Genomic DNA, 26,055 nt, shown 5'->3' on the forward strand with positions numbered 1-26,055 from the left:
AGTTCTATACGGCGTAGTGACAGGAGTTTCTAGGAACTCTGACTTTCATTACCATGTGTTAATTCCCCAAATTTTGTTGGTCAAATTAGGGCTCTTCTCTAAACACAAAGGATGAAATTTTGTTATCATATTCACTAGGTAAATTAGCGATACTTTTGTCATCATTTGCCGAAAAACATTCTCCCCGGTATTTAGCATCTGTACAGAATGTTATCGCGAAAGTATTTGAATTAGACTTAAACTTGATGGAAGATATTTTATTATCAAAATTAAAGGTCTTTAGATCCTTCACATCGTAACAAAACGTTGCTGATTTCCCTTTGAAATTTTTGAGTTCATACACCGTAACACAATCATGTGCTGTGATAAATCATATTTATCTGTATTTTAAAACAGGCAAATAGCCCGACAACATAGAACAATGTAGTTTCCTCACTACATATTAGGTGTTTTTAAGACCTGCAAATTACTTACATTAGCTGTTCCTAGGTTAATAGACAGGATCGTGTCTGGAGCAGTTAATAATGTTCTAACAATAAGTGTAGTGTCCGATAGTTTTATGCTAACCATTACCTCCAGAAAAGAATAGTTGATACACTTTTTATTTTAAGGACGTGATGGTATTCGAAAAGGGTAAAAATGCGAATGGGAATTTCCTCTTTATTTAAGAACTAGAACCAATTAGAGTCCATCAAGAATAGAAACCAACTGTTGTACGTTAAACAGTTGGTTAATTTGTGTCTAGATTATATCCATGCATACCTAGGAAAACGATCACTGTATGATATTAAATCCAGATTAGTTCAAGCTTAGATACTTCAGTTCGTTTTAGCATTATGGGGTGTTAAGTACTAGCTTTTCCTTGGTTTTTTTTAACAATTCATCAGCAGCTTTTCTATATCCGCCAGCTGCTTGAAAAGAACTGCTTATTTTCAAGCTGTTTTCTTTGTAGACAGGATTATTTAAAGCTTCTAGAACCGACTTTCGCAATATATCTGCATCTAAGCTCTGTGGATCAAGCAAGAGGCCGGCCCCTAGTTTCTCTACCTGCTCTGCCACAATTGGTTGATCGTTTACAAGTGGTAACATGACAAGCGCATTTCCAAAATATAATCCTTCGTTTGTGCTGTTCATTCCACAGTGGGTGATAAAGACATCGCTGTGTTTTAAAACTTCCAATTGAGGAACATAGTTGCGCACGATAAAGTTATCAGGGATCGGACCAATGTCATCTGGTGTTAACTGATTTCCAATACTGAGAACAACTTTTCCATTGAGATCTTTTAAAGCTTCTATACACATCTGGTACAAATCTACACGTTTATTGACAATGGTACCAAGAGCCATATAGACAACACGTTCATCTTGTAATGCGTCGATTGGGAAATCAAGTTGCTCTTGTCGATCAACAATAGACGGCCCCACAAATACATAGCTTTCATCGTAATGTTCTGACTCTGGTTGGAACAAGTGAGACGTAAAGATGATGTGCAGTTCTGAGTCGACGACCATTCCAGTTAGAAAACTAGGGACGGGAACACCATACTTTTGTTCTAATCGTTTTGTGATTAGTTCCATTTCGTGTTGTTTTGCTAGAAATTGTTCTTTCATTTCAGGTGACCACTTTTCCATCACTCTTTTGAAAATGCTCGACTTTTCATTGGAAGCGAATGTAGACCAGAGTGCATATGATGGTAATTTCTTTATGTCCGCAACCCATTTTCCAGGAAAACTTTGTGCATCAAATATGACATAATCATAAACTTCATTTTGGATATCTGTTAAAATTTCATCCGTAATCCATTCCATGGACTGCATCATTTTATCCATATTTCCAATCATGGGACTTGTGTCTTTATTATCATGGAAATTTGCTACAACCTCTTTCATCAAAGCTTGTGCTTTCATAGAGACCGGACGAAATTCTGCCCCTGTATGCTGTAACTTTTCTTTATACAGATCACTTGTGTAATAAGTGACTTGTTCTCCACGCTGGACTAGTTCTTTTATAAGAGCGATAGAAGGATTGACATGACCTTCCCCTAAGTAATTGACCACTAATACCTTAGCTATTGTGAACACCTCGTTTCAAATATTAAAATCGTATCACTTTATTGTATGAGTGGAGAACGAAAATCTGAAAAAATTGTATAAATTGTTTGGATTATACAGTATATAAATACTTTTATATTTTTTTGTTCTGAAAATCGACATGTATCAGGCATAATAGTAAAATGAGATCGTTGTATGAAGCAAGCAAGATATACGAAAAATAAGGAAATAAGCAACTGGTGAAATGGAAATGAAATTAATGTAATGGGACGGTAGCAAAAAACATTAACATTTGTTATGATGATAGAGGAAAATATTCGGAAATAGGGGGAAAACCCATGTTAAAAGATCAAGATTCACAAGTTTTTGAAGCAATTCAGCTTGAATTAAAAAGACAACAAAACAATATTGAATTGATTGCTTCCGAAAATTTCGTAAGTCCCGAAGTCATGGAGGCACAAGGCTCTGTTCTTACTAATAAATATGCAGAAGGCTATCCTGGTAAAAGATACTATGGCGGCTGTGAGCATGTAGATATCGTAGAAGACTTAGCTCGTGACCGTGCAAAAGAACTTTTTGGCGCAGAACATGCCAATGTGCAGCCTCACTCAGGTGCACAAGCAAATATGGCTGTATACCACACTGTGTTGGAACCTGGTGACACGGTATTGGGGATGAATCTTGCTCATGGTGGGCACTTGACACATGGAAGTCCTGTTAACTTTTCTGGAATTTTATATAATTTTGTAGCTTATGGTGTCGATGCAGAAACACATCGCATCAACTATGAAGAAGTACGCCAATTGGCTTTAGAACATAAACCGAAGCTGTTAGTAGCTGGGGCAAGTGCATATCCTCGTGAATTTGATTTTGCGAAGTTAAAGGAAATCGCGGATGAGGCTGGAGCTTTGTTCATGGTCGATATGGCACATATCGCCGGCCTTGTGGCTACAGGTCAGCATCAAAGCCCAGTTCCTTATGCTGATTTTGTTACCACCACTACACATAAAACCCTTCGCGGTCCGCGTGGCGGTATGATCTTGTGCAAAGAAAAATATGCCAAGGCAATCGATAAATCCATTTTCCCTGGTATTCAAGGCGGTCCATTGATGCATGTGATCGCTGCAAAAGCGGTAGCATTTGGGGAAGCACTTAGCGAGTCTTTTCAAGCATATGGTGCACAAGTAGTAAAAAATGCAAAAGTACTCGGAGGTCAACTAGTGGAACATGGTTTGGAGCTTATTTCAGGCGGAACCGACAATCACTTATTGCTCATCGATGTTCGTAACCTTGGATTAACTGGGAAAGAAGCAGAGCATTTGCTCGATCAAGTTGGCATTACCACGAACAAAAATACTATCCCATTTGATCCGGAAAGTCCATTTGTCACAAGTGGAATTCGCATCGGAACTCCTGCTGTCACCAGCCGCGGCATGGATGAAGAGGCTATGGTGGAAATTGCAGCTATTATCGCGCTCACCTTGCAAAAACGAGATGATGCATCAACAGTAGAAGAAGCTAGTACACGTGTAGCGAAGTTGACAAGTAAATATCCTCTTTATGCGTAAGCATTTTGGGAATGGTATGCAGTTTGCTAAAAGGCATGAATTCGGTATGGAACCGAACTCATGCCTTTTTAAATCTAAACCAAAAGAAACATTTTTGTACTGAACTAGGGGTTTAGGGGAGCAGTGGAACAAGAAATCGGAATAAGCCTTATCGGATACACAAGGATTCATGAGATAAAAATCATGAATCCTTGTGTATCCATTTACGCAATAGCCCTTTCGCTACTTCCTCTGGTAATACAAAGGAATATCTACCTACGATATTAATATGTTCATAACCAAGAGGAGAGAGGCATTGAACGTCCGACTCTTTGAATTAGTCTTTCATTTTAGAAATAAGAGTCAATGCGGCCAACGGGTGTTCCAAACGACAATCGCATTTACTGGGGAGAAATCGGAAAAGATGAGCGCATGATTCCACCTCTTTCTGTTGATTTACCTTATCGGACATCAAGAGCCTAAATATTTCACAATAATATCTGCTAATAAACATTAGCGGATATTTACTTGTTGGAAATCAGTTTTGAAACGTCTACATATCCTTAGCGTATAATTACGTTAAATTGGCGGTAAAATCGACGATCAGTACTTTGTTTAATTTTCGTTTTGAACAGTGCGCTGTCCATAAGCGCAAAGAAAGACGCGTACGCCATCAGTGATGATACGTTTGGTTTGTTCCTCTTCCAAAGCCCCTGTTTTTCTCGGTTGATTAAATACCAATAAAAACGTTAATGCAGCGAAGTGCTTTGTAGCCATTTCAGGATCGGGCACATAGAGCAATCCGGTTTGTCCAAACTCGGTAAACCTCCTGATAATCCCCTCTTCCATCGCGTTATCCAGCTTTTCTAAAAACGAGGCTGGTAGGTTGGCGGCTTCCATCATAGCCAGACGGATCAAAGCGGTGTAATCGGACGAACCGTTTGTAAAAGCTACGATTTGTTCGCAAAATAAGATGAGCGCCTGCTCCAGATCCTTGAATTCCCAGAGGTGGTCTGAAATCGCTTGCTTAATCATGTCCAGGACCACCCAACTGGTTTCTTCCACAACGGCAAGCAGTAAGTTCTGTTTGTCGCCATAATAATCATAAACTGTCCGTTTGGAGACTCCCGCTTTAGCTGCGACCGCATCGACGCTGGAACGATCAAACCCATCCGAAAGAAACAGGTCTCGTGCCGCCGCAATAATTTTAGTTCGTTTGTCTAAAGAGCCTTTGCGAATTTTCTTGTTTTCCGTATTATCCATTCTTACGTTTCCTCCTTATGGGTACTATCAGAAATCGAAAAGAGTTCCACTTTACAAATTACACTGCACGGTGTAGTATAATTAATGTAACATATCAAATCAATGATCAAGAGGGTGTCGGGTAACACACCCCTGTTACCCGACACCCCATCAAGGAAGATTCTATCCATAAACACCAAGTTGTCTTTTGTTGATATTCTCATTGTCGGGGCCGGGCCCACAGGGCTTACACTTGCCTGTGATCTTGCCCGTCGAAACGTCAACCATCGCATTATTGAACGATGCACCTTATATAACGTAGCATCTCGCGCCAAAGGAATCCTGCCTCGCTCGCTTGAAGTCGTCGATGATTTGGAGGCTGTTCGCTACGTTATTGACACAGGTGACGTGAATTTGCCTGTTCATTATTATACCGCAGATGGCAGGAGTGTAGACAAGCCGGCTATTACCGTTGCAGCCAGCGCCGAACTTGAGACACCCTAGCGAGATCCGGTCTGGATTGCTCAATTTGATGTGCAAAAAGCATTGCGCGACCGATATGCAGTGCTTGGCGGTCAAGTTGAGTTGGGAGTGGAAGCCGAAGGGCTTGTTCAGGATTTGGATGGTGTAACGGTAACCGTGAATACACCACAAGGAGAAGAGCAAATTCGGGCTCGTTATGTAGTCGGTGCTGACGGGGGCAAAAGTAATATTCGCAAGTTTATTCATTTGCCGCTGATTGGGGAAACACACGATCATGAGCGATGGTATCTTGGCGATGTGAGATTGGAAGGACTGGATCGTGATCATAACCATATCTGGACATCCGGAGGGTATGGTTGGGGTGACACCGTTGCCTGAAACCGACTTTTGGCAACTGCAGGCTACAATTCCGGCAGAAATCGAGAAACCAGAGAAACCATCGTTAGAAGTGTACCAAACTATGTTTGACCGACGGGCCGATGCCGGACGTGTTCGGCTCACGGATGCCTCCTGGCTGTTCATACGTACCATGAGGAGCGCCGCCCTGTGGCTCAAGCTGTGCTCGAGGACAGCACGAAGAAGATGGAAGTAGTTGATTTGAACAAGGTTAGCAGGCATGCAATCACGTTAAAAATGAACAGGAGCTGATCTTAGTGAGAACAACTTCAACATTACAGAATCGCATTTCCGCTAGTTCTTTCGATTCCGAAGGCCGGATTGCCCGAGAAGATTTGATTGCTTTTGTCGAACTTGCCAGTAAAGCTCCTTCAGGCTTTAACCTTCAGCCTTGGCACTTTCTTATCGTAGACGAAAAAGATAAGAAGGAAGCCTTGTGTACAGCCGCTCCTGGACAACAAAAAATTGCGGATGCTGCGGCATCTGTAATTGTGTTGGCGAATTTGCAGGCTGATGAGTGTGCTGAGCAAATGGTGAACGATCTCGTAACAAAGCAGTATCTTTCGGAAACGTACAAGGAAGGAGCGATCAATAATATTCGCTCCTATAATGTGAAATTTCCTGACAGGTATAAAGAGGAAGTAATCATTGCGGCTTCTTTTGCTGCATACGGCTTTCAACTCGCCGCATTTGAACACGGTTACGGGGCAGCTCCCATTGGCGGATTTAATCCGGCTGCAGTTTCCGAGGTGTTCGGTATCCCGGCTCACTTGAAGCCCATTTTAATTATCGCCGTCGGCCCTTCCCCAGTGGAGACGAAGCAGCGCAAGTTTCGCTTCTCAGTGGAAGAGGTATCATCTTTTAACACAATCTGACAGACTGGCTGCCCATCTGCAGGCCATTTACGGAATCATACAACAAAGCGGAGAAAGTAGTAAACCGCACATACTGAGGAGGAAACCAAATGAGTAACTATCAAAGTATTGTTGATCGTTTTGAGATTGAAGCACTGCGCAACGAATTCACTGATACGGTGATGATGCGCGACCCTGACCGCTTTGCGTCGCTGTTCACGGAGGACGGCGTGTGGCGAATTCCTGGAGTCGTCGAACTCACCGGTCGGGAGCAGATTCGCGCTGGGAGCAAACGGCTACAGAGTCAGTGGGACTTTTTCGTGCAAAATACGCACCAAGGATCGATCCAGATCGAGGGCGATACCGCAGTCGGCCGTACCTATATCTCAGAGCTCGTGCGCCTGCTCGACGGCAGGGGCGGGCTGAACTACGCCGTGTACCATGATCGCTACCAGCGTACAGAGGACGGCTGGAAGTTCGCCGAGCGCGTCTACGAGATCAGATACCTTGACACCACACCACTTTCGGGCTCAGCGAAGATCGACTCGCATGAGTAAGTGTTGATGTCCAAAAGGCCCCGTATTTAAAATACCCAGCATAAGTTTTATGCTGGTTGTTACACTTTTCTATGAGTTGATTTATCTTATTCTGTGCCTTAAACTTCATGGTAGAGCGTCCTCCTGATGGGCTTTTTGAGGCCATGACCTCGTGTGCAATCCCATCGTACCGAGGCGTTCGTTTTTGTTTATATGCCAAATTATTCGTTTTACAGTAATTCTAACGAAGAACATTAGTTCAATGCTTTTAAACAACTTTATTTCCGACCCGGCCCGCATCATAGGCCCAGAAAAAAGGGAAAAGCTTTGTTGTTCACTGCTCCCTTAACCCTCGTTCTTGTAACCTAGTTAAATGTAAATATATGATAATAAAAATAAATTCTATAATATTAAATATTACTATATATTCTTGATCTTGAATTTTCTTTGAAATTAACTATTTACTTATTAATTTCCATGCTGTATATCCTTTCGATAAAAGGTAAGAAATCAAAAGGATAACTGCGACGATTCCATCAGTTAGAAATACAGATTGAATATCAGATGTGATTTTGCTTATCAACAAAGGAACAGTAATAGCTACTGCTGCTTTATGAAAAATGACCAATTCCCAAATCCCAGCATAGCGCCGAGGGAAAAATGCTAAAAGTAGAAAAAGACCGGTAAATACAAGAAAACCATAAAGACGCCAGATTTCTACCACTTTTCTAGTTGTTTCTGCTTCGGATGTAGTTGTTAAATTTAGAAAAAAAGATGCTAACGCACCGACTGCACATAATAAAAGCAATATCATAGATAACAGATCTCTCCACCTAGGTACATTTAACATTTCATTCCCTCTTTCATTAATCATTACTAATTATGGTTAATGATTAATAATAATATTTGTCATGCAGCTCTTGTGATTCCGAATAGGTTAATTTCACTCTCCTATATTGGATTGGAGCGACTGATCTTCGAACTTTCTTTCCTTCATTCTTATTGGATCTACCTTCAATGTCAAGTCAATTTGGAATAGAAGAACAGCAAGATTGTTGTTAAATTTGGAACTGTTAAAATTTGGGTCTGTTGCAATTGTAATAAAACAGGATGACATCTTTCATACCGCCAAACAATCGATTATTCTCATTTAGATGGAAATTTTCATGATTTTATTAAATAAACTACCAGATTAGCATACGCAGCTTTTGCATATCCCCGAAAAAGAGTACTTCTCGAATCAGATGGGTATATATGTAATTTCTAATATTAGAATCTCATATCAACAAAAATATACGCCAAGCCTATGAGTATGCTTCACGGCTTGGCGTTTTTTAAAACAATACCTGAGGCTTGACGGATAAAAGTATTAGTCTTCGATTGCCTGATAGACAGTGGTCCAAAAGTCGTGGATAACTCGCATTGAATCCGGTGTGGACATCCCAACATTGGTGAGCACGATTCCGGTGAGCTGTTTGTTCGGGTCGGCATACGCCGAAGTACCGGTTCCGCCGTCCCAGCCGAACTGGCCGATGGACGCGTAGTCGCCGCGGTAGGTTCGCACCGCCATCCCAAATCCCCAGCCGCCTTGCTGCCCTTGGCCGTACGACAAATGGACGTTGTTCCTGGCCATGGCGTTTCGGATGGCTTGCTGTTCGGGCGTGAGGTGGTCGGTGGTCATCAGCTGGACGGCAGGCCGGGACAGGATGTGTTTGGTCCCATGCATCCCCTGATTCAGCAGCATCCGGAAGTAGGCGTGGAAGTCGTCGACGGTGGAGACCAGCCCACCGCCGCCTGACTGAAACGCCAAAGGCTGGCTGTACTGTCCCCCTGCGGCCTCATCCCATACGATGAACTCACCAGTCTGTGGGTCGGGATTGTAGCTGATCGGCAGCCGGTCGATCTTGTCGGCAGGCACATGGAAGCCTGTGTCTTTCATCCCCAGTGGATCGAGAATGCGTTCGCGCAGAAACGTCCCAAACGGCTGACCTGTGACCCTGGCGACGAGCACGCCGAGTATATCGTTGCTGATCTGGTACTGCCAGCGCTCTCCCGGGTGGTGCATCAGTGGAAGCGAGCCAAGGCGGCGCATCCATTCGTCCGGATCAGGATATTCTGTCATTGTCTGGGGGAATATCCCCTGCTCAAAAACTGCGTTCATGATCGGAGTGCCCAGCGACGTCAAATCCGCTCCGAGCCCAAACGTGGAGGTCAACAGGTCCCGTACGGTGATCGGCCGTCGCGCTGGTACGGTGTCGTCCAGCGGGCTGTCAGCCCGTTTCAGAACCTGCCGGTTGGCGAGTTCGGGCAGCCAGAGATCTACTGGGTCATCCATCCGCAGCCTACACTCATCGAGCAAAATCATCGTCGCCGCCATCGTGATTGGTTTGGTCGTGGACGCTAACCGAAAGATCGTGTCCCGGCGCATCGGCGCGCCGCCATCATGGCGCATCGTTCCAAGTGATTCGACGTGTGTCTTGCCGTTCCGGCTGACTAGGGCGACAAGCCCAGGAATCTTCCCGGAATCGACATGTCGTGCCAGTACCTTATGCAGTCTGCGCAGCCCTGTTTCGGAGAAGCCTTTGTTGTTTTGTCCCATTATGAATCTCTCCTTTTTTTCCTATCTTCTGATGAATTTGGTATTCTCTCTTTACTTTTTTATGGTTTAGTGCTGTTGTTATTTTCTCCCGAGCTTTTTACGAATGTTTTCGCTCACTTGTTCTTTTCTTTTCCCAATCCAAGTTTGCCCTTGAAGCTCATGTAACAGATCATCGCAAAAACCACCGATATCCTGACCCACTACATCCAGCACATCCATTCCTTCTTGTGCGTTTGATTCAAAAAATTCTAGTACATCTTGCAGCATTTTAAACATGGTCATGGCGGAGTCGTGGTTGGATGCGGAATTCCATAAGAAATTCTCTATTTTATTCATCACGATCTGATAACCCTTTGGTAAAGCTTCGATCCGTTTTTTGTAAAGTTTATATTCCGCTTTTTCTTGTTTCCATCTTTTTAAAATCGGAAAAATATTAATTTCCATTCTGATTCTCCTTTTATTCATTCATTTTTGATGAGATAGAATCCCATTTACGCCAAAAAGTTTGGAGTTGATTTCATTCAGCAGTGTTCAGTGTATAGATTTCCGTGACGTTCCGATTTTCCAATGTTTCTACTCAGTATAACCAAGTACTTCTATATAGTTATACATAGTAGATACCTGTCAATATCCTGATTTATTTTTTTCTAGAAAGAGTTGCATGAAGTGACATTGTTATTTACCTTAACCGAGCTTTTTGTGAATGTTTTCGCTCCATTGTTTTTTTCTTTTTTCGGTCCAAGTCTGTACTTGAAGCTCCTGTAACAAGTCATCACAAAAGCCACCGACATCCTGCCCGACTACACCAAGCACATCTTTTCCCTCTTGTGCACTTGATTCAAAAAGTTCTAGTACATCTCGTAAGGCTTTAAATATGGCCATAGTAGAGTCCGTGTCGGATGCAAAAGTCAATAAGTAATTCTCCATCTCTTTTATCACAATCTGATAATCCGTTGGCAGATCATTAATCCGTTTTTTGTAAAGTTTATATTCCTCTTTCTCTTGTTTCCATTTCGCTCCAATAGCCAAATCTATTAAATTCCTAAAAATATTTTTCTCCATCTTGATTCTCCTTTAATTTACTTATTTTTGATGAGATAAAAATCTCATTTAGGCCAAAAGACTCGAAGTGATTTCATCCCATAAGTTTCAGTGTGTAGAATTTCGTAACGGTTCATATTTCAATGTGTCTTCTACTTTGTAACGCTAGGTACTTATATATAGTAATACTTAGTAGTAGACGGTGTCAATAGCCTAATTTATTTTTTCGGGAAGGGTTGCAGCAGGTGATATCGTTATTTTCCTATTCTAAGCTTTTTGTGTATGGTTTGGTTTAGTTGTTCTTTTATATGATCCTCCCATGTTTCAGTCTGAACGTCTTTCAGAAGATTATCGCAAAAACCGCTGATATCCTCTCCAACTACATCAAGTACATTCTTTCCTGCTTGTGCACTTGATGCAAATAGTTTCACTACATCCGTCAAGATCTTTATTATGCACATGCCATCGCCAGCACTAGACCCAATATTCCATAAATAGCGTTCCGTCTCTTCCATCACAATCTGATAATTCCTTGGTAGAGCCTTCGTCCGTCTTTTATAATCTTTATACTCGGCTTTACCTTGCTTCCATTTCGTTAAAGTTTGAAAAATATTATTTTCCATTTTGATTCTCCTTTAATTCATTTATTTTTGATGTGATAAAATCCCATTTACGCCAAAAGGTTTGGTATTGATTTTGTTTTGTCTTCTATTTTGTATCACTTAGTACTTCTATATAATAATACTAAGTAGATGACAGTGTCAATAGTTTGATTTATTTTTTTGAAATGGGTTGAAGGGAGTCGATGACGCTCTCATTCAGCCTTATAGAGAAGTGGGGAAATGATGATGAAAGCTGCTAGCCATACACATCCTAGTCAACTAGCTGTGTTTATATGTTTGATAGTCTAACAATTGGAATTTTTAAAGTTTGTGTGGGTCGTAGTCAACATATGAAATAGAAAGAGACGAGATGATAGTGGGAACAATTATCCCCATCACGAATGAGTTGGCTGGATTCGCATTTTTAGCTTTCATCATACTGGTAATTTTGATTTCAAAAGAAGGGAAAGGTGAAAGAATCCCAATTGATGGGTTTGGTTCTTGTTTGTATTGGCATGGGGTGGATTGGCACTTGTTATCTCTGTTAGAGGATGGAAAACAATCGATTATACACAACTGAGAGTTTGTATTACCACTCTAATGTCTCTTACTATCATTTTGGGATTGGGTTTATGGGTATATTTGACTAAGAAGCTATGAGGGATAACAGTGATAATCAATAAAGCTGTATCCCAATTTTCGATTTGTACTTTGTTCCAATTCGTATAGGGAAGAGCCAAGGATGCTGAGATGTGATCCTTGGTTCTTTTTTTATTTTTCTTTTGGTATAGCGAAAATGTCGAAATTTTTCCCGATAATTAAGGTGGTTCCAACAGCCATATCTACTACCTTAGTATCTAATAAATCGATTGCTATACGTTTACCATCTGGAGTATCTAGAGTCACTGTGGTAAGATCCTGTCCTTTATTTTCTTCTAATCTATTTTGTTCGTCTACATAATACTCTAATCTTGTTTCGTGTTTGTTTACAAAAAATTTATTACTATGATAAAAACGTAATAACTTGGATTCGCGCAATTTATCTATTAATCTTTTTACTTTGCTGTTTTCTCCTTCAATAATCAATCTTGACGACATTAGTAACACCACCGATTTAGATTATTTTTTTAATTCTACATTGTAAGTCTATTCGTTTTAATGTTTCTGAGCAAGATCAACATTTTTACCTATTTATACCGTATCTTCTATATTTATATTGAGCTTTTATAGGAATATTGATAAAGTAAACGGTATATTCATAATATTATTACGGTAAAATGAGGGTGGTATAATGAGGAAAGATCTAATTGGTGCGATTTTACTACATGAACGGAAGAGACAAAAGAAAACAATACAAGTGGTTTCCGATGAAATGGAAATAGGTACTACTACAGTTAGCGGCATGGAACGTGGTTTACCGAATGTGGCCGATGAAAAGTATATTATGTATGCAAAGTTTTTAGGCAAAGCAGAAGAGCTATTTGGTATAGAGGATGAGATGAAGATAAGGGAACAAGCAATATTCAAGGAATTGCAGCACATTGAAGACGTTTTAACTGGGGTGCCAGACACTGCACAGAAACGATTAGATAAAATTAAAGATTTACATATGTTTCGCGATGCAAGGGTTTTTTCTACATTTCTGCATGGGAGAATTCATTACGAGAACAAAAATTATTCAAAAGCAAAGGAACTACTAGAAAAAACATTAAAAGACGTGGATCAGTGCCAGAGCTTACTGAACTCAAATTTACGGCCGATTTGCTACAACGAATTAGGTATAATTTCCTTTCATAACAATAACTATGAAGAAGCGAGACAACTAACAGAAAATGCTTTAAGAGCGTTCGACAAAGAAGGGAAAAGGCAGTACTATCGGCCATATTTATACTTGAATTTAGCAATTTACTTAGAAATCCTAAACAAGATAGAAGACGCATGCATACCGCTTAAACATTTATTACGCATGATCGATAAATTCAAGTCAAATGTTTCTGTGACAATTCAAACATATGAAAGATATGCTAACTTACTTCTAAAACTAGGAATGCCACGGAAAGCGTTAAAATATGCCCATGAAGCGCAACAATACGCTTGGGAAAACAAACAATATAGGCGGTTGTTTTCAGTTTGGTCCACGTTAGGAAATATTTTGACAGAGCTTGGAAAAATAGAAGAGGCTAAACAACGATACTATAAGGCGCTGGATTTCGTTTCTTTTGTTTCGGATAATAGCGTTATTGTTGCAGATACCTATTATAGATTGGGTAAACTGTTAACACGAACCGAAGAGTACACAGAAGCAGAGGATATGATAATTTTCGCTTGCGATTACTTAGAGGAAACAAACGAGGAACAAGACAAACTAAACGCGTATATCGAATTAGGGAGATTACAGAGTCATCTAGGAAAAAAAACGCAGTTTGAAAATACATTCAATAAAATTAATAAAATGATGGAAAACATGCCCGAAAAAGATATTACATTTGACATAGGTATGATAATGTGTGAATTTTATAATAGTGTAGGTGATAAAAATAAAATAATCTACTATCAGGAAATGGTTTGGAGAAAATGGAGGAAAGGAGAGATTAAAAATGTCAACTAGAGGCGAGCCAGATACTCGGTAAAACTACCCCTCTTTTGTTAAGAGGGGTTTTTGATTGTGAAATAACTGGTAAAATAGTGAATTATTACCCCATGTAAAGGTACTACCAGGATATAGAAGAGATATAAAATAAGCATTAGTGTTAACGGGATTATTTTTTGAAGATTGACAGTAAAAACATATTATATGTACTGTTGATTTCCCTGTTTATTGTAAAATATCTATTTATTTCATTTGATATACGGTATAATAATCAGAAAATATTATTATTGTATGTATTTTACAAATAATCTACACTATTTATAGGCAAGACGATGACTTTTATGTTTTTAAAGAACATTAAGGAGGATATGTACATGAGTATGTTTATTCCGAAAATGGTTACTTTTGGACGTTTTGCATGGGTGCCACCTTGTATCGAATGTGGAAAGACGGATAAAGTAAAACAAGCTAGTAGCGGTGGTAGTTGGTGGAAATGTACGAGATGTGATGTAAGATTCCATAATTAACAACTGCGGAATAGTCCATAAACGGGCTATTCCGATTTTATAGAGGTGGAACAAATGAAATTTTCCGATATTAGGCCAGAAGATGCATTTATGTTTGGCTATAAACCGACATGCACAAGTCAAAAAGGCAACCCACGTCTAAAACCTTGGCTAGATCGTTTGTTAGCTGCTGGTTATCCTTATGTGTACCCTCACAATGTATTAAGCGATGGTTACATATTTTTTCACACAGAGGAAGCGAAACAGAATTATATATCCCTGATGGATGGCATACAGATAAATTCCACTGAATATGTTCGTCGCCTCGGTCATGTATTAGGCTTCCCACGTAACTCCGTAGATGCCTTCACGAAAGCATGGGAAACAGAGGAGAAAGGGCTAAATGCTGAACATTTCTATGCTGAAATGATAGGAGTAAACTTGAGTGGTTTTATGTTTTCTGCACATATTCCGTCTCTAATCGAAGATATAACTTGGATGTGGCGAACCTACGACCACCCAAAAGCGAAAGAGTTGCCAACGATTTTCGATACACCAGTCGGAGAAATACCGCTGATGCATAGTGACTATGTGAACCTTACGAAACTATTTAAGCAACTAAATAAGCGTTTAACTATTGCTCGTTGAACAACATAAAAGGCGAACTATACGTCTTTTATGTCGTTCCTTGTTCATTTGATTCCTTATCAAAGCATCCGAATTATAGAAAAAAATCCGATTTTACATATTTGGAATAATTTACCTATAATTTTAGTGAAGGGTCTTATCTCTTCCTTTTTTTATCTTCTTAAAAGGAGATGTGTTCCCATGATAATGCTAGATGAAATTAAGCAAGCGATTCATTCCTATTCCGTCCAATTTCCAAGTGATAACACAGCATCACTACAACCGCTATGTGAATCCTTAAGTCCATACATAACCTCACGTACAAACTTACCTGGACATGTTACTACTAGTGCTGTGATTGTTGATCAAAATAATAGGGTGCTGCACATCAAACATAAGATTTTAAAGAAGTGGCTCCTGCCTGGAGGGCATTGTGAGGATACAGATCATTCGCTGATCGATGCTAGTTTACGAGAAGCTGTGGAGGAAACTGGCATTCCTTTGAATTGTCTCAACCGAATAAACGAAGGAAACGTACCAATTGATATCGATCTACATGAGATACCACCTAATCCTCAAAAGAATGAACCTCGTCATTGGCACGCTGATTTCCGCTTTGTATTTCGTTTGGATTCTTCTCAAAGTATTATTTTACAGGAAGATGAAGTTACTGATTATGCATGGTTATCATGTGAGGAAATGCCTATGCGTCGATTGGCAAACAAATTAAACGAATTGTAGACAAAATGCTTTTGTTTTGAAAAATGGGACACTTACGAAATATTTTAGAAACATCTCTCTGTAACGTACCAGAATAAGTAAAGATGTAGAAGAAGTCTTGGAAAGTTGTCTTTCGCCTGCCAGCTCATCTAAAACATGAAATCTAGGTGACTCACAGCGATTCTTATACGCTCTTCGATTGATATTAATCAGATCTGGTGGATGATATTTCACCTTAGCCACTTTGGTTAAAATACGAATTTTAAATGGGATGTGTTTCTTTAGGATTTCTTATATGCAAGGTGTGAAAACATAAAAATGTATATCCTCATTTCCATTGACATTTAAGAATGATGTCACTTCAAACGATTCTTTATCCAAACCGGATGTTAAAAATTCGAGGACACCTCCTGATTTTTGTCTAACCTCATGACGATTCCAATGTTCTGCAAAATATGGACTTGCTTGCATTAAATTATCCAAAAAATGATGAACCCAAGGATCTCCAGCGTATCGATCACAAAGTCCTCTAAACAAAGCAACAGCATAGGGTGAGCGCTCTTCCCAATTGGCAATTCGATCCCGCAACGATTTGTTCGTAAACCACTGCCAGATCATGTTTCTTTCCGATTCAAGTAAGGTGGAGAAATCAACAAAATAGTTGCAAGCGGCTGTATTCCATATAAGTACATCTGCCCGATCGTTCATTACCATAGCTGGATATGTGAGATCATCGATTATTTTTTTCAAGCCAGAGGAAATTGTTTGACTTCTTTTCGTGATAGAAGGATCGACCGGTAATTGTGCCAATTTCATCATATGAATATATTCATCAGGGTTTAACCGAAGAGCCTTGCCAATACAGTCAAGAATTTGTTTAGAAACATGGATATCTCTACCTTGCTCAAGCCATGTATACCATGTTGTGCTGACTCCCGCCAACTGCGCGACCTCTTCCCGCCTTAATCCTGGTACCCGTCGTCGATTGTAACCAGGCGGCAGTTCTACTCTATCTGGAGTAAGCTTTGCGCGGCATGATTTTATAAAATTTCCCAGAGCTTTTAATCGATGCTCATTTTCATTCATTTTTGAAGTATCCACCCTTCAATAATTATCCTGTTACTATTAACACCATGTACCACAGTAATCCTAGTGGCATAATAATTTTACGTATTAGTTCATTAGCGAAAGGAGCAATTTGATGTTACCCAATATAATTCTGAGTTTTTTGGCCGGTGTGTTTGGCGCTAATGCTATTCCTCATTTTGTAAAAGGAATTACAAAGGAATCTTATCCTTGTGTCTTTGGAAACTCATCTGTACCTAATCTCGTAGCTGGTTGGGCCGGCTTAATCGTTACAGTGTTGCTTGTTTACCTTGCAGATGTTAAACAATATTTTTTTGCCTCGTTGATCCCAGGTTCGCTTGGAGTTCTTCTAATCGGTCTTTTTCATGCTAAAATCGGAGCATTTGGGAAAAAGTCTTGAACTGTTGCTTCTTGAATTCCTTCCATATATCGTATCATGACAAAATAAATAATAGCTATTCCATTGAACTTTGCTGCCCGTTAACGTAATTCCCTCAGATAAAATTAATAAGGATGAACCGCGCGATTGGCATGCCGATTTCAGCTTTGTATTTCGTTTGGATTCTTCTCAAAGTATTATTTTACAGGAAGAAGAAGTTACCGATTATACATGGTTGTCTTTAAAGGAAATGCCTATACGTCGATTGGCAAATAAATTAAACGAAGATGAACCTATAATGAAGTAGAACAAAAAAGGACATCTATTATCGATGTCCCTTTTGTTGTTGAGCGTATGAGTATGTTTTCACTGCCCATAGTTTTCCATTACATGAAGCCTGCCAGTATGTAAAAGCTTTACTTGAAGCGTATCGGGTTCATTTGGTACACTTTGCACCGATCCATCAACGATTTGCAAAGAAGATTGGCCCGTATCTATTTGCATGGGAACTAGTTCGTATACAGGAATGACGGTATTGTTTTGGCAAGGGGCAACAATATAAAAATCGCGAAAGGTGTCTATAATTATACCTTCCATCTTTCCGTTTTGATAGAGTACATTATGATACTCCGCTTCTTTCAAAGCTAGTTTGCTCTCAGTTTCCCCTAGGAAATTGGCAAGTTGATTCATAGAAAGGATTACGATCACAACAATTAATACAATAAGAGTGATAAGGACAATTCGTTGTTTTGAATTTGTTGTCTTTTCCATTTTTAGATGAAGCATTTTTCTTCCAATACGGATTATTCCTATATAAGCGAAATATAAAATTACGAGGATAATGATTCCTGCTAGAACAATTAGCAATGCTCGTCCGATTAATTCAGGCTGCATCATTTTCTCGATTGTGATCTCAATATAGATATCGGGAGCACGATACCAGTCTAGGATGGACCGATAGTGATAGTAGGTAACAAGATACCAAAAAACAATAAATATTCCCATGACTAACTCAGCTGCAATTACGTTTTGGATAATATGTTTCCAATTCCATGATCTTTTGTCTACTGATGATGCGATTTCATTCTCGTTTTGCATATAATTTATCTGAAGTCCTCTCTTTATTAGATAGTTTAGATAGTTTAGTATTTTAACAGTATTGCATAAGAAGAAATGTATGTATACATGTTTATTTATTGGGAATGAACTTATTTTAATAGAGAAGTAATGATACAAATTATACCAATTATAAGTAGAAAGAAGGTTCCGCCACTCGGAACCTTCTTTGAATTTGATTCATTTATCACATGGTGTACAAAACCCCAAAAGGGTAAATTTCTCTACTTCCTCAGTAATAACAGATGACTGATTACACACTGGTTTTCTGGCCATATAAATGGATGACATGATAGGTAGCGTACACCCCAGTCCCTTCACAATACGATTGATCATATTCTTCCAGCACATTTTTTAGGAGCAGATGATTTGCCAATGAAGAGGATTGCGATACGGAATAATTTGCTCCAGTTGCTTTGATTCCTCGTAGAAAAGACCGGCAGTTAGGATAAGAAACTCTTTCCCAGTTTTCTTGTACATTTACAGAAGTAAGCCCGGATCGTGTCCAAAGTTGTTTCCAATAGGAAGAGGAGTGCATGATTAAGTGGTGTTGGTCAGGCTCAAGTCCTCGCCTTCTTTCTAACTTCTGAAACAGAGCTGTAAGCTCTTGGAAAGTATCTATTCCGAACGTGGAGGCCAGTAGCACCCCGTCTGGCTGGAGTGCTTTTGCCCAAGATGTGATGGTCTCTTTCGGATTGGATAACCACTGAATCGTTGCATTGGAAATGATCAGATCGTATTTACCTGATAAATAAGAATGGACATCTTCTGCGTCGCCTATGTGCCAATTGATATTTGGGTTTGGATTATTTCTTTTCGCTGTTTCTATCATTTTTGGCGCAAGATCCATTGCTGATAACTCTGCATCTGGATACTTTTGCATGAGTAGATTTGTCAAATACCCCGTTCCGCAACCTATTTCGCAGATGCGTCTCATCGGTTGAGTACATCTGTCCAAAGTTTGGAGTAACTGATGTGCCATTTGCTTTTGGATCACTGCATGTTGGTCATAAGTGGAGGATGATCGATCAAATCTGCGTGCAACCAATGATTTATTTACTAGCATGGTGCAATCCCTCCTGTAGCCACTGATGAAATTTCTCTTGATTTGTCCAAAAACAAGCATGTCCCGTCTCTTGCCAGACGGAATGGGTAAAAGAGGATAGTTGATTTGCTAAGTATTGTGTTGATTTTAAAGAGCAAATCTCGTCATTTTCACCAGAGAGTAATGAAACAGGGGTATGAATAAATTTTGTGTGTTCGTCAAAAGAAAATTGCTGTAAGAAATCCAAACCAGCTTGCAGGGATAACACAGAAGGAATATTTCCCCTTATTTCCTTGTTCCATTTGGCTTCAACGCCACTGAGTTTTTCATGATGAGTGAACATTTTTTGATCAAATAGCTGAATAGTTTGATGAGCATCCATCTCTATCTGTTTTTTCATTCGTTTGATCACCAATCCACTCCATCCCGTTTTATTTTGTTTGTTTCGGATGAATGAAGAGGCAGCTGCAATTAAGAATAGATGATTTATTTGTTTTGGATATTGAAGAGCAAGTTGAAGAGCTATCATTGCTCCTAGTGACCAACCTATGATGATTACTGGTTTATGTTCGATTTGTTGCAAGGTCTGGATTGCATGTTCATTGATTTGTTCAACCGTTTTGCAATTTTCAAAGGATAGGCTGTAATGGTGTGCATCTGTCCATTTTTTGATAAAAGGCTTCCAAATAGCTGAAGGTAGAGACCAGCCCGAAATCCACAAAAAAGAATACTGTTTTTTCATCGGATTACAGCCCATTCGTTTCCAATTTGAATAATGGATTCTATTGCTTTTTGTATATCTTCCTCTCGGTGGTTGGACATCAAGGAGAATCGAAGTCTTGCACCACCAACCGGTACGGTTGGCGGACGGATGGCTACAGCCAAGATTCCTTGTTCCATGAGTTTTTGACTGAAAGCTAGTGACTTTGAACTGTCTCCAATGACAATCGGAATAATTTGGGTAGAGGAATTTGCTGTATCGAATCCATGCTTTGTAAGCTCAGAACGAAATTCCATACTTTTGCGTTTCAATAGATGGCGAGAGCTGTCGCTTTTTTGGATTACCTTTAAAGCCTGAGTAATTGCTGCTATGATGCCGGGCGGCAAAGCTGTGGTATAAATAAAGCTCCGAGAAGTGTTGATGAGATATTGAATCCAATCTTTTTTAGCTGTTACATATGCTCCATATACACCAAATGCTTTGCTGAATGTACCCATGTGCAAGTCTACTTGTTCTGCAACTCCCAAATGATGGGCTAAACCTCTTCCAAGAGGCCCCATTGCCCCGACACTGTGTGCTTCATCGACTAACAAAGCCGCCCCATATTTCTCTTTCAATGCGATGAGTTCGCAGAGAGGTGCAACATCTCCATCCATACTGAAAACAGCATCTGTGACAATAAGTTTTCGCCTATAGTTTTTGCTAGTCGCTTTTTGAAGCAGGCTTTCAAGATGATTTATGTTGCTATGCCGATATCGAAATGACTTCGCACCACTTAAACGAATACCGTCGACAATGCTGGCATGATTGTATTGATCGCTAAAAACAGCGTCTGTCTTGTTTAAAAAAGCAGATAAAACACCAAGATTGGCCATATATCCATTGCTAAATACGAGCGCGGATTCTGCTTGCTGCCATTTTGCCAGTTGTTCCTCTAAATAATGTGTTGCCTCTTCATATCCTGCAAGCAGCCGGGAGGAAGGTGAACCTGCTTCTTCGGCCGTTTGCATCGCTTGGATCAGCAGAGGTTGACCTGATAGTCCCAAATAATTATTGGAGGAGAAGTTCAGCAATTTTTTTCCATCTCGAATACAGACAGGCTCAGCACCATGAGTGGTAGGTTTCAGTTCGCGTATTAAGTCTTTATCAGCCAGTTGGTTTAATTCAGTTTTTATTGTTAGTTCCCAGTTATTCATAGTGCGCAAAGTTCGATTTCAAATCCAAGATCTTCGATCATTTGATGATCAAGATTTGCTGCTTGGCCTTCTGTTGTCAAGTAATCTCCCACAAATATGGCATTGGCTGGATACAGAGCGAGGGCTTGCAATTGTCCAAGGTTTACCTCTCTTCCTCCGGATACACGAATCTCTTTGCTTGGATTCATAAATCGCATGAGAGCAAGAACTTTCAAGCAATAACGAGGGTTTAACTCTTTTGTATGTTCCAATGGTGTTCCTTTGATAGGATTAAGGAAATTAACTGGGATGGAATCTGCATCCAGTTCACGTAATGCGGCGGCGATTTGAATAACTTGTTCTTTTGTTTCCCCCATTCCAACAATGCATCCAGAACAGGGAGAAATTCCTGCTTCTTTTGCCATTTCTACTGTTTGTATACGGTGGTCATAAGTATGAGTAGTTGTAATATTGGAAAAATGATCGCTGCTTGTATTTAAATTGTGATTGTAACGATCTACTCCAGCTTCTTTTAATTTCAAAGCTTGATCATTACGCAATATCCCAAGGCAGGCACAAACTTTCAATTTCGTATCTTTTTTTATTTCTTTCACTGCTTCTATCACTTCTTCCAGTTCAGAGGCAGTGGGTCCATAACCGCTAGCAACGATACAATAAGTACCAGCTTTCCGGTTAACTGCTTCCTTAGCTCCAGCAACGATGACATCTTTTTCTAGCATGGTATATTTTTCGATAGGGGCTTTGGAGATGATAGATTGAGAGCAGTAACCGCAATCTTCTGAGCAATAACCGCTCTTCGCATTGATGATCATGTTCAGTTTTACCTTTTTTCCAAAGTAATGGTGGCGGACACGAAAAGCAGCTTGCAGCAAGGACAGGAGCTCCATATCATCTGCTTCTAACACGGACATTGCTTCATCCGACGATAGTACATCACCTGTCAAAGCTTTGTCGGCATAAATCTCCCAGTTTCTGGTGTTTGGTTTTAAAGTCATTTTTTATTCCTCCCAGCCTAGACGGCTTATAAGTTTTGGAATATTGATGTTAGCTTGAATGGCTTGTTGTAATTTTTCAGGTGTGAAGAAATCTCCTAACCATGGTAATGTTCCTAACACTGGAACTTTTGCTACCTGTTCAATGAGCCGAGGGTTATGCTGTACACTGAGGTCTTTTTCTGTTTCTTTTAATCCATTTAACATAACACCTGTTAGAGATAGCCCATATTGATGTGCGACGAGGGCTGTCAAGGCAGAATGGTTTACTGTTCCGAGTAAAGGCTGTGCTACGATGAGAAGAGGAAAGCCGATATCTCGTGCTAGGTCAGCTATGCAGTATTGTGTACTTAAAGGTGTCATTAGCCCCCCTGCTCCTTCAACCAGTACCACATCATATTTGTTCGTCAACTGTGCCAATTGGTTTAAAATGAAAGAGGGCTCAATTTGCACTTGATGGGTTTCTGCTGCTAATTGAGGTGCAACAGGTTCAGGAAAACTATACGTTACAATCTGTTCGATGGGATCATCTACTTTCGCCCAGCATTTCAGACGGATTCCATCACTTTCATCTGCATGGATTAGATGACCGCTTTGAACAGGTTTCATGATACCTACTCGATAACCGCTCTCTTTAAGCGCTACCGCAAGTCCAGCAGTTATGACGGTTTTACCGATCTCGGTTCCAGTAGCAGTTATAAAAATGCCTTTACTCACTTTCTGTCCCCTCTTGAATTGCTTGATAGAGAATATGGAGCATCTCGCGCAGTTCTTCTTTTGCAGCGATAAGCGGTGGAAGAAAAGTTATCACAGAATCCAAAGGACGAGTGATTAAACCGAGTTCTCTTGCCCGATTACATACTCGTTGTCCGATTGTGTCCTGAAGAAGATATGGTTTTTTGCTCTCTTTTTCTTTTACTAACTCAATCCCAATCATCAATCCTAGTTGACGTACTTCACCAACATGCGAGAGTTGGTAGAATTCTTTTAACCATTGGGCGACCTGTTCACTCATTTCTTGAACATGTTCGATTATATTTTCCTGTTCATATAGATCTAAGTTTGCTAATGCAACCGCACAGCCCAATTGGTTTCCTGTATAGGAATGTCCATGATAAAAAGTTTTTTGGTCTACATAATCTCCATAAAAGGCTTGGTAAATTTCATCGGAGGTTAGTGTAGCAGCTACAGGTAAATAACCACCGGTTAATTTTTTTCCAACCGTCAGAATGTCAGGTTCTATTCCATCATGTTCACAAGCGAACATTTTTCCTGTTCTCCCAAATCCAGTAGCTACTTCATCAACCAATAGCAAAATATCATACTGGCGACACAGTTTTTCTACTTCCGCCATATAACCTTTTGGAGCTACGATAATTCCACTTGCACCTTGTACCATCGGTTCAACAATTAATCCGGCAATCTGATCCGCTTTCTCTTCCAACTTTCTTTGAAGTTCAGCTAAACATGATTCTACACATTCCTGTTCTGTGCCAGTGAACCGATAGGGATATGGATAGGGAACTTTTTCCGTTTGAAATAACAATCGGTCAAATGCATGATGGAAAGTAGGAATTCCACCAACACTCACAGCGCCGACTGTATCCCCGTGATAGGCGTTTCGCATACTGAGGAAAATGTGTTTCTCTGGTTTTCCCCGGTGTTTCCAGTAGAGAAAGGCCATCTTTAATGCGATTTCCACTGCTTCCGCTCCACTATCAGAAAAAAATACTTTTTGTACACGATCAGGAGTTATCTGAACTAGTCGTTCTGCCAATAAAATCGCAGGTACATTGGACATTCCCAGCAGAGTAGAATGAGCAATCTGATTTATTTGCTTATGGAGCGCATTATTTAACTCTTTGCGGTTGTGCCCAAATACATTTAGCCATACGGAGGCATTTCCGTCGTAGTACACTTTGCCTCTGACATCGATAAGCTTTACTCCCTCCCCTCGCTCGATAATCAGTGGTTCTTCTTGCAAATACTCCTTCATTTGCGTAAATGGGTTCCATAGGTATTGTCGGTTTTTTTGTAATAACTCTTCGTATTTTCCCAAAACTCACACTCCGATTGTAAACCTAAATAATATATTAGTTTACGTTTGAGAATATAACAGAACTTTCGTGGCACAACAAGGGGGAATTTTTCATTTGTTCCAAACAAATGAAAAAAGCTAACCAGCATAACGAGTTGTGGTTAACTTTTTTGTCATAAGAAGTATAGATTTTTAAGCTCGATTTATGTACAGTTTGCATCTCAAGAATAGAAGAGAACATAGAAGATATAAAAATATATGACTGCACCCCTCTTTATGGAGAAAGAAGGGTGCTTTTATGACGCTAGTACATCGATTTTTACTTCGTTACTATCACAGGTGGCCTCCATTTTTGTGTATAGAAGTACCAACCCACGATTGCAGCTTCCATCGATTGGTACAGGACATACGTTGCTGCGACAACCCAAAGGTTCATGTGTTTCCAAGCGATGATCATGCAACTACACCAAACGGCATTACTGATGAAGCTGCTCACCATGATGATCGTATTTTTTTGGATCGCTTTAAGGGCACGTGCGACCACATTGTAGATGACGCCAGCTACGCCTACCAATAGATAGATGAAGATCCATTGATTGGTGGTGGTGATCATCTTGGGATCATTGGTGAAGAGCTTTGTAATCCATTTTCCGAAGAGGAAAACCGAGCTGAGAATAATAATGGCAGTGAGAATGCCCACTTTCAGAATGCTAGTGGTGTACTGCTTGACTCGTTTGTATTTGGAATCACCATAAGCCTGAGGTACAAAGCGACTTACCGATACGTAGAACCCCCAGAAAATGGCGGAAGGAACCGCCATAATTTCCGCTGCAATTCGTTGCGAGGCAAACACTACATCGCCGTAACTTCGCAAAATGTACCACAGAAACGCTGCGTTCATTTGGTAGAACAACATGTCGGCCATTAGTGGAACTGCGTTACGGAGAACATCTTTTTGGACACCCCAATTAGGATGAAGAGAGAAGAGCTTTTTCTGAAACACCATTTTCAGAAAAAAGGTCATATAGATCAGTCCTGCTACTTGTCCAATAATCGATGCCCAAGCAATGCCTACTACTCCGAAGTTGAGGAAATAAGCTCCAACAAATCCGAGCAGCAGGTGAGTCCCGTTCCAAATCATTCCAGTTGAACGATCAGTTTGTCCGATTCCCTGCAATGTTCCCTCCACTGTGCTGTAAAGGGAAAGCAGGCAGATTGAGCCCATCATAACTTGACAGTAAGTCGCGCCTTCAAGTGCTACTGAATCGCTAGCACCCGTCAATTGGAGGATTTCACTGGGAAAGACAAGTGATAGCCCTCCTACAAGGAATCCAAATGCCATGGAAAACTGCAATGCTTGGACAGTGATCGTTTGTACGAGTACCATCTGTTTTTCTGTCTCTTTGCGTTGCTCTTTCAAGGCTGCCAAGCTTTTTGGAAGATGTTCTTTCTTTTGACTGGTGCACTGGCTGATCAGGTGCGTTGTCACACTTCGCAATTGCTGATCGATCGCCAGATAAATGAGCGTAACCATAAAGGTTGATGTAACAATCAGGATGGCTGGAATGCCAAGATGAGCTACGAGTAACATGCTGATGAAACCAGTTACTGTCTTTGAAAGCTGTCCAATACCTGCCCATCCAGCTGTTTGGATCATCTGGTTTTTCAGGGATTTCCGAATCACTAT

General features: G+C 40.3%; 27 protein-coding genes and 1 pseudogene. 10 read left to right on the forward strand and 18 right to left on the reverse strand.

Going from position 1 to position 26,055, the window contains the following annotated elements; all coding sequences use genetic code 11:
* Positions 1–85: 85 nt before the first annotated feature.
* Both AC5WOF_RS12005 and AC5WOF_RS12010 read right to left on the reverse strand, forming a co-directional pair.
* Positions 86–343, reverse strand: coding sequence for a beta/gamma crystallin-related protein (locus tag AC5WOF_RS12005; RefSeq protein WP_496050197.1), 258 nt, complete (start codon positions 341–343; stop codon positions 86–88).
* A 491-nt stretch (positions 344–834) separates the two neighbouring features.
* A complete protein-coding gene (locus AC5WOF_RS12010) occupies positions 835–2,082 on the reverse strand; it encodes a macrolide family glycosyltransferase (RefSeq protein WP_496050198.1) in 1,248 nt (415 codons plus the stop codon).
* Positions 2,083–2,390: 308 nt separating this feature from the next.
* Between AC5WOF_RS12010 and glyA the strand changes: the two genes are divergently transcribed.
* Positions 2,391–3,620: a serine hydroxymethyltransferase gene (gene glyA, locus AC5WOF_RS12015; protein ID WP_496050199.1), complete on the forward strand. Its 1,230-nt coding sequence runs from the start codon at positions 2,391–2,393 to the stop codon at positions 3,618–3,620.
* Between the two features lie 594 nt (positions 3,621–4,214).
* Here glyA and AC5WOF_RS12020 read toward each other — a convergent pair.
* Positions 4,215–4,862, reverse strand: a complete 648-nt coding sequence (locus AC5WOF_RS12020) for a TetR/AcrR family transcriptional regulator (RefSeq protein ID WP_496050200.1) — start codon at positions 4,860–4,862, stop codon at positions 4,215–4,217.
* A gap of 102 nt (positions 4,863–4,964) precedes the next feature.
* Here AC5WOF_RS12020 and AC5WOF_RS12025 point away from each other — a divergent pair.
* The 3 genes and pseudogenes from AC5WOF_RS12025 (at position 4,965) to AC5WOF_RS12035 (ending at position 7,131) form a co-directional block, all read left to right on the forward strand.
* Positions 4,965–5,702: pseudogene (locus tag AC5WOF_RS12025) on the forward strand (FAD-dependent monooxygenase).
* 275 nt (positions 5,703–5,977) lie between these two features.
* On the forward strand, positions 5,978–6,595 hold the full coding sequence (locus AC5WOF_RS12030) for a nitroreductase family protein (RefSeq protein WP_496050201.1): 618 nt from the start codon (positions 5,978–5,980) through the stop codon (positions 6,593–6,595).
* An 89-nt stretch (positions 6,596–6,684) separates the two neighbouring features.
* The gene (locus AC5WOF_RS12035; RefSeq protein WP_496050202.1) at positions 6,685–7,131 is read left to right on the forward strand and encodes a nuclear transport factor 2 family protein; all 447 of its coding nucleotides are present in this window, start codon (positions 6,685–6,687) and stop codon (positions 7,129–7,131) included.
* Between the two features lie 436 nt (positions 7,132–7,567).
* On the opposite strand, the gene AC5WOF_RS12040 is transcribed toward AC5WOF_RS12035, so the two are convergent.
* The 5 genes from AC5WOF_RS12040 to AC5WOF_RS12060 form a co-directional block, all read right to left on the reverse strand.
* A complete protein-coding gene (locus AC5WOF_RS12040) occupies positions 7,568–7,960 on the reverse strand; it encodes a hypothetical protein (protein WP_496050203.1) in 393 nt (130 codons plus the stop codon).
* A 519-nt stretch (positions 7,961–8,479) separates the two neighbouring features.
* Entirely contained in the window at positions 8,480–9,709 is a 1,230-nt protein-coding gene (locus AC5WOF_RS12045) for a serine hydrolase domain-containing protein (protein ID WP_496050204.1), read from the reverse strand.
* A gap of 78 nt (positions 9,710–9,787) precedes the next feature.
* Positions 9,788–10,153: a DUF1048 domain-containing protein gene (locus AC5WOF_RS12050; RefSeq protein ID WP_496050205.1), complete on the reverse strand. Its 366-nt coding sequence runs from the start codon at positions 10,151–10,153 to the stop codon at positions 9,788–9,790.
* 240 nt (positions 10,154–10,393) lie between these two features.
* A complete protein-coding gene (locus tag AC5WOF_RS12055) occupies positions 10,394–10,771 on the reverse strand; it encodes a DUF1048 domain-containing protein (protein WP_496050206.1) in 378 nt (125 codons plus the stop codon).
* A 233-nt stretch (positions 10,772–11,004) separates the two neighbouring features.
* Positions 11,005–11,373 (reverse strand): DUF1048 domain-containing protein, encoded by a 369-nt coding sequence (locus tag AC5WOF_RS12060; protein WP_496050207.1) that lies wholly within the window; start codon positions 11,371–11,373, stop codon positions 11,005–11,007.
* Positions 11,374–11,722: 349 nt separating this feature from the next.
* Between AC5WOF_RS12060 and AC5WOF_RS12065 the strand changes: the two genes are divergently transcribed.
* Positions 11,723–11,932: a hypothetical protein gene (locus AC5WOF_RS12065; RefSeq protein WP_496050208.1), complete on the forward strand. Its 210-nt coding sequence runs from the start codon at positions 11,723–11,725 to the stop codon at positions 11,930–11,932.
* A gap of 191 nt (positions 11,933–12,123) precedes the next feature.
* Here AC5WOF_RS12065 and AC5WOF_RS12070 read toward each other — a convergent pair whose 3' ends face one another.
* On the reverse strand, positions 12,124–12,450 hold the full coding sequence (locus tag AC5WOF_RS12070; protein ID WP_496050209.1) for a hypothetical protein: 327 nt from the start codon (positions 12,448–12,450) through the stop codon (positions 12,124–12,126).
* Positions 12,451–12,643: 193 nt separating this feature from the next.
* On the opposite strand from AC5WOF_RS12070, the gene AC5WOF_RS12075 reads away from it, so the two are divergent.
* The 4 genes from AC5WOF_RS12075 to AC5WOF_RS12090 all read left to right on the forward strand — a co-directional run bounded on the left by AC5WOF_RS12075 (position 12,644) and on the right by AC5WOF_RS12090 (position 15,816).
* Entirely contained in the window at positions 12,644–13,960 is a 1,317-nt protein-coding gene (locus tag AC5WOF_RS12075) for a tetratricopeptide repeat protein (protein ID WP_496050210.1), read from the forward strand.
* Positions 13,961–14,316: 356 nt separating this feature from the next.
* Positions 14,317–14,469 (forward strand): hypothetical protein, encoded by a 153-nt coding sequence (locus AC5WOF_RS12080; RefSeq protein ID WP_496050211.1) that lies wholly within the window; start codon positions 14,317–14,319, stop codon positions 14,467–14,469.
* 54 nt (positions 14,470–14,523) lie between these two features.
* Positions 14,524–15,096 (forward strand): hypothetical protein, encoded by a 573-nt coding sequence (locus AC5WOF_RS12085; protein WP_496050212.1) that lies wholly within the window; start codon positions 14,524–14,526, stop codon positions 15,094–15,096.
* 180 nt (positions 15,097–15,276) lie between these two features.
* Positions 15,277–15,816, forward strand: a complete 540-nt coding sequence (locus tag AC5WOF_RS12090; RefSeq protein WP_496050213.1) for an NUDIX hydrolase — start codon at positions 15,277–15,279, stop codon at positions 15,814–15,816.
* 270 nt (positions 15,817–16,086) lie between these two features.
* Here the strand turns inward: AC5WOF_RS12090 and AC5WOF_RS12095 are convergent, their stop codons facing one another.
* Positions 16,087–16,881, reverse strand: coding sequence for a helix-turn-helix transcriptional regulator (locus AC5WOF_RS12095; protein ID WP_496050214.1), 795 nt, complete (start codon positions 16,879–16,881; stop codon positions 16,087–16,089).
* Between the two features lie 115 nt (positions 16,882–16,996).
* Between AC5WOF_RS12095 and AC5WOF_RS12100 the strand changes: the two genes are divergently transcribed.
* Complete coding sequence (locus AC5WOF_RS12100; protein WP_496050215.1) at positions 16,997–17,281, forward strand: hypothetical protein; 285 nt, start codon at positions 16,997–16,999, stop codon at positions 17,279–17,281.
* A 345-nt stretch (positions 17,282–17,626) separates the two neighbouring features.
* Here AC5WOF_RS12100 and AC5WOF_RS12105 read toward each other — a convergent pair whose 3' ends face one another.
* From AC5WOF_RS12105 to AC5WOF_RS12140, 8 genes are all read right to left on the reverse strand, one after another.
* The gene (locus AC5WOF_RS12105) at positions 17,627–18,358 is read right to left on the reverse strand and encodes a hypothetical protein (RefSeq protein ID WP_496050216.1); all 732 of its coding nucleotides are present in this window, start codon (positions 18,356–18,358) and stop codon (positions 17,627–17,629) included.
* A gap of 271 nt (positions 18,359–18,629) precedes the next feature.
* Positions 18,630–19,442, reverse strand: coding sequence for a malonyl-ACP O-methyltransferase BioC (gene bioC, locus AC5WOF_RS12110; RefSeq protein ID WP_496050217.1), 813 nt, complete (start codon positions 19,440–19,442; stop codon positions 18,630–18,632).
* On the reverse strand, positions 19,429–20,163 hold the full coding sequence (locus tag AC5WOF_RS12115) for an alpha/beta fold hydrolase (RefSeq protein ID WP_496050218.1): 735 nt from the start codon (positions 20,161–20,163) through the stop codon (positions 19,429–19,431). The genes bioC and AC5WOF_RS12115 overlap by 14 nt, the downstream gene beginning before the upstream one ends.
* Entirely contained in the window at positions 20,160–21,338 is a 1,179-nt protein-coding gene (gene bioF, locus AC5WOF_RS12120) for an 8-amino-7-oxononanoate synthase (protein WP_496050432.1), read from the reverse strand. Before bioF ends, AC5WOF_RS12115 begins: the two co-directional genes overlap by 4 nt.
* Positions 21,335–22,333 carry a biotin synthase BioB gene (bioB, locus tag AC5WOF_RS12125; RefSeq protein WP_496050219.1) on the reverse strand — a complete coding sequence of 333 codons (999 nt, stop codon included), beginning with the start codon at positions 22,331–22,333 and terminating at the stop codon, positions 21,335–21,337. Before bioB ends, bioF begins: the two co-directional genes overlap by 4 nt.
* A 3-nt stretch (positions 22,334–22,336) precedes the next feature.
* Positions 22,337–23,047, reverse strand: coding sequence for a dethiobiotin synthase (bioD, locus tag AC5WOF_RS12130; protein ID WP_496050220.1), 711 nt, complete (start codon positions 23,045–23,047; stop codon positions 22,337–22,339).
* Positions 23,040–24,389 carry an adenosylmethionine--8-amino-7-oxononanoate transaminase gene (gene bioA / locus AC5WOF_RS12135; RefSeq protein ID WP_496050221.1) on the reverse strand — a complete coding sequence of 450 codons (1,350 nt, stop codon included), beginning with the start codon at positions 24,387–24,389 and terminating at the stop codon, positions 23,040–23,042. The genes bioD and bioA overlap by 8 nt, the downstream gene beginning before the upstream one ends.
* A 298-nt stretch (positions 24,390–24,687) precedes the next feature.
* Entirely contained in the window at positions 24,688–26,052 is a 1,365-nt protein-coding gene (locus AC5WOF_RS12140; RefSeq protein ID WP_496050222.1) for an MATE family efflux transporter, read from the reverse strand.
* Between the last annotated feature and the right edge of the window lie 3 nt (positions 26,053–26,055).

Source organism: Shimazuella sp. NTD250, from assembly GCF_059510375.1.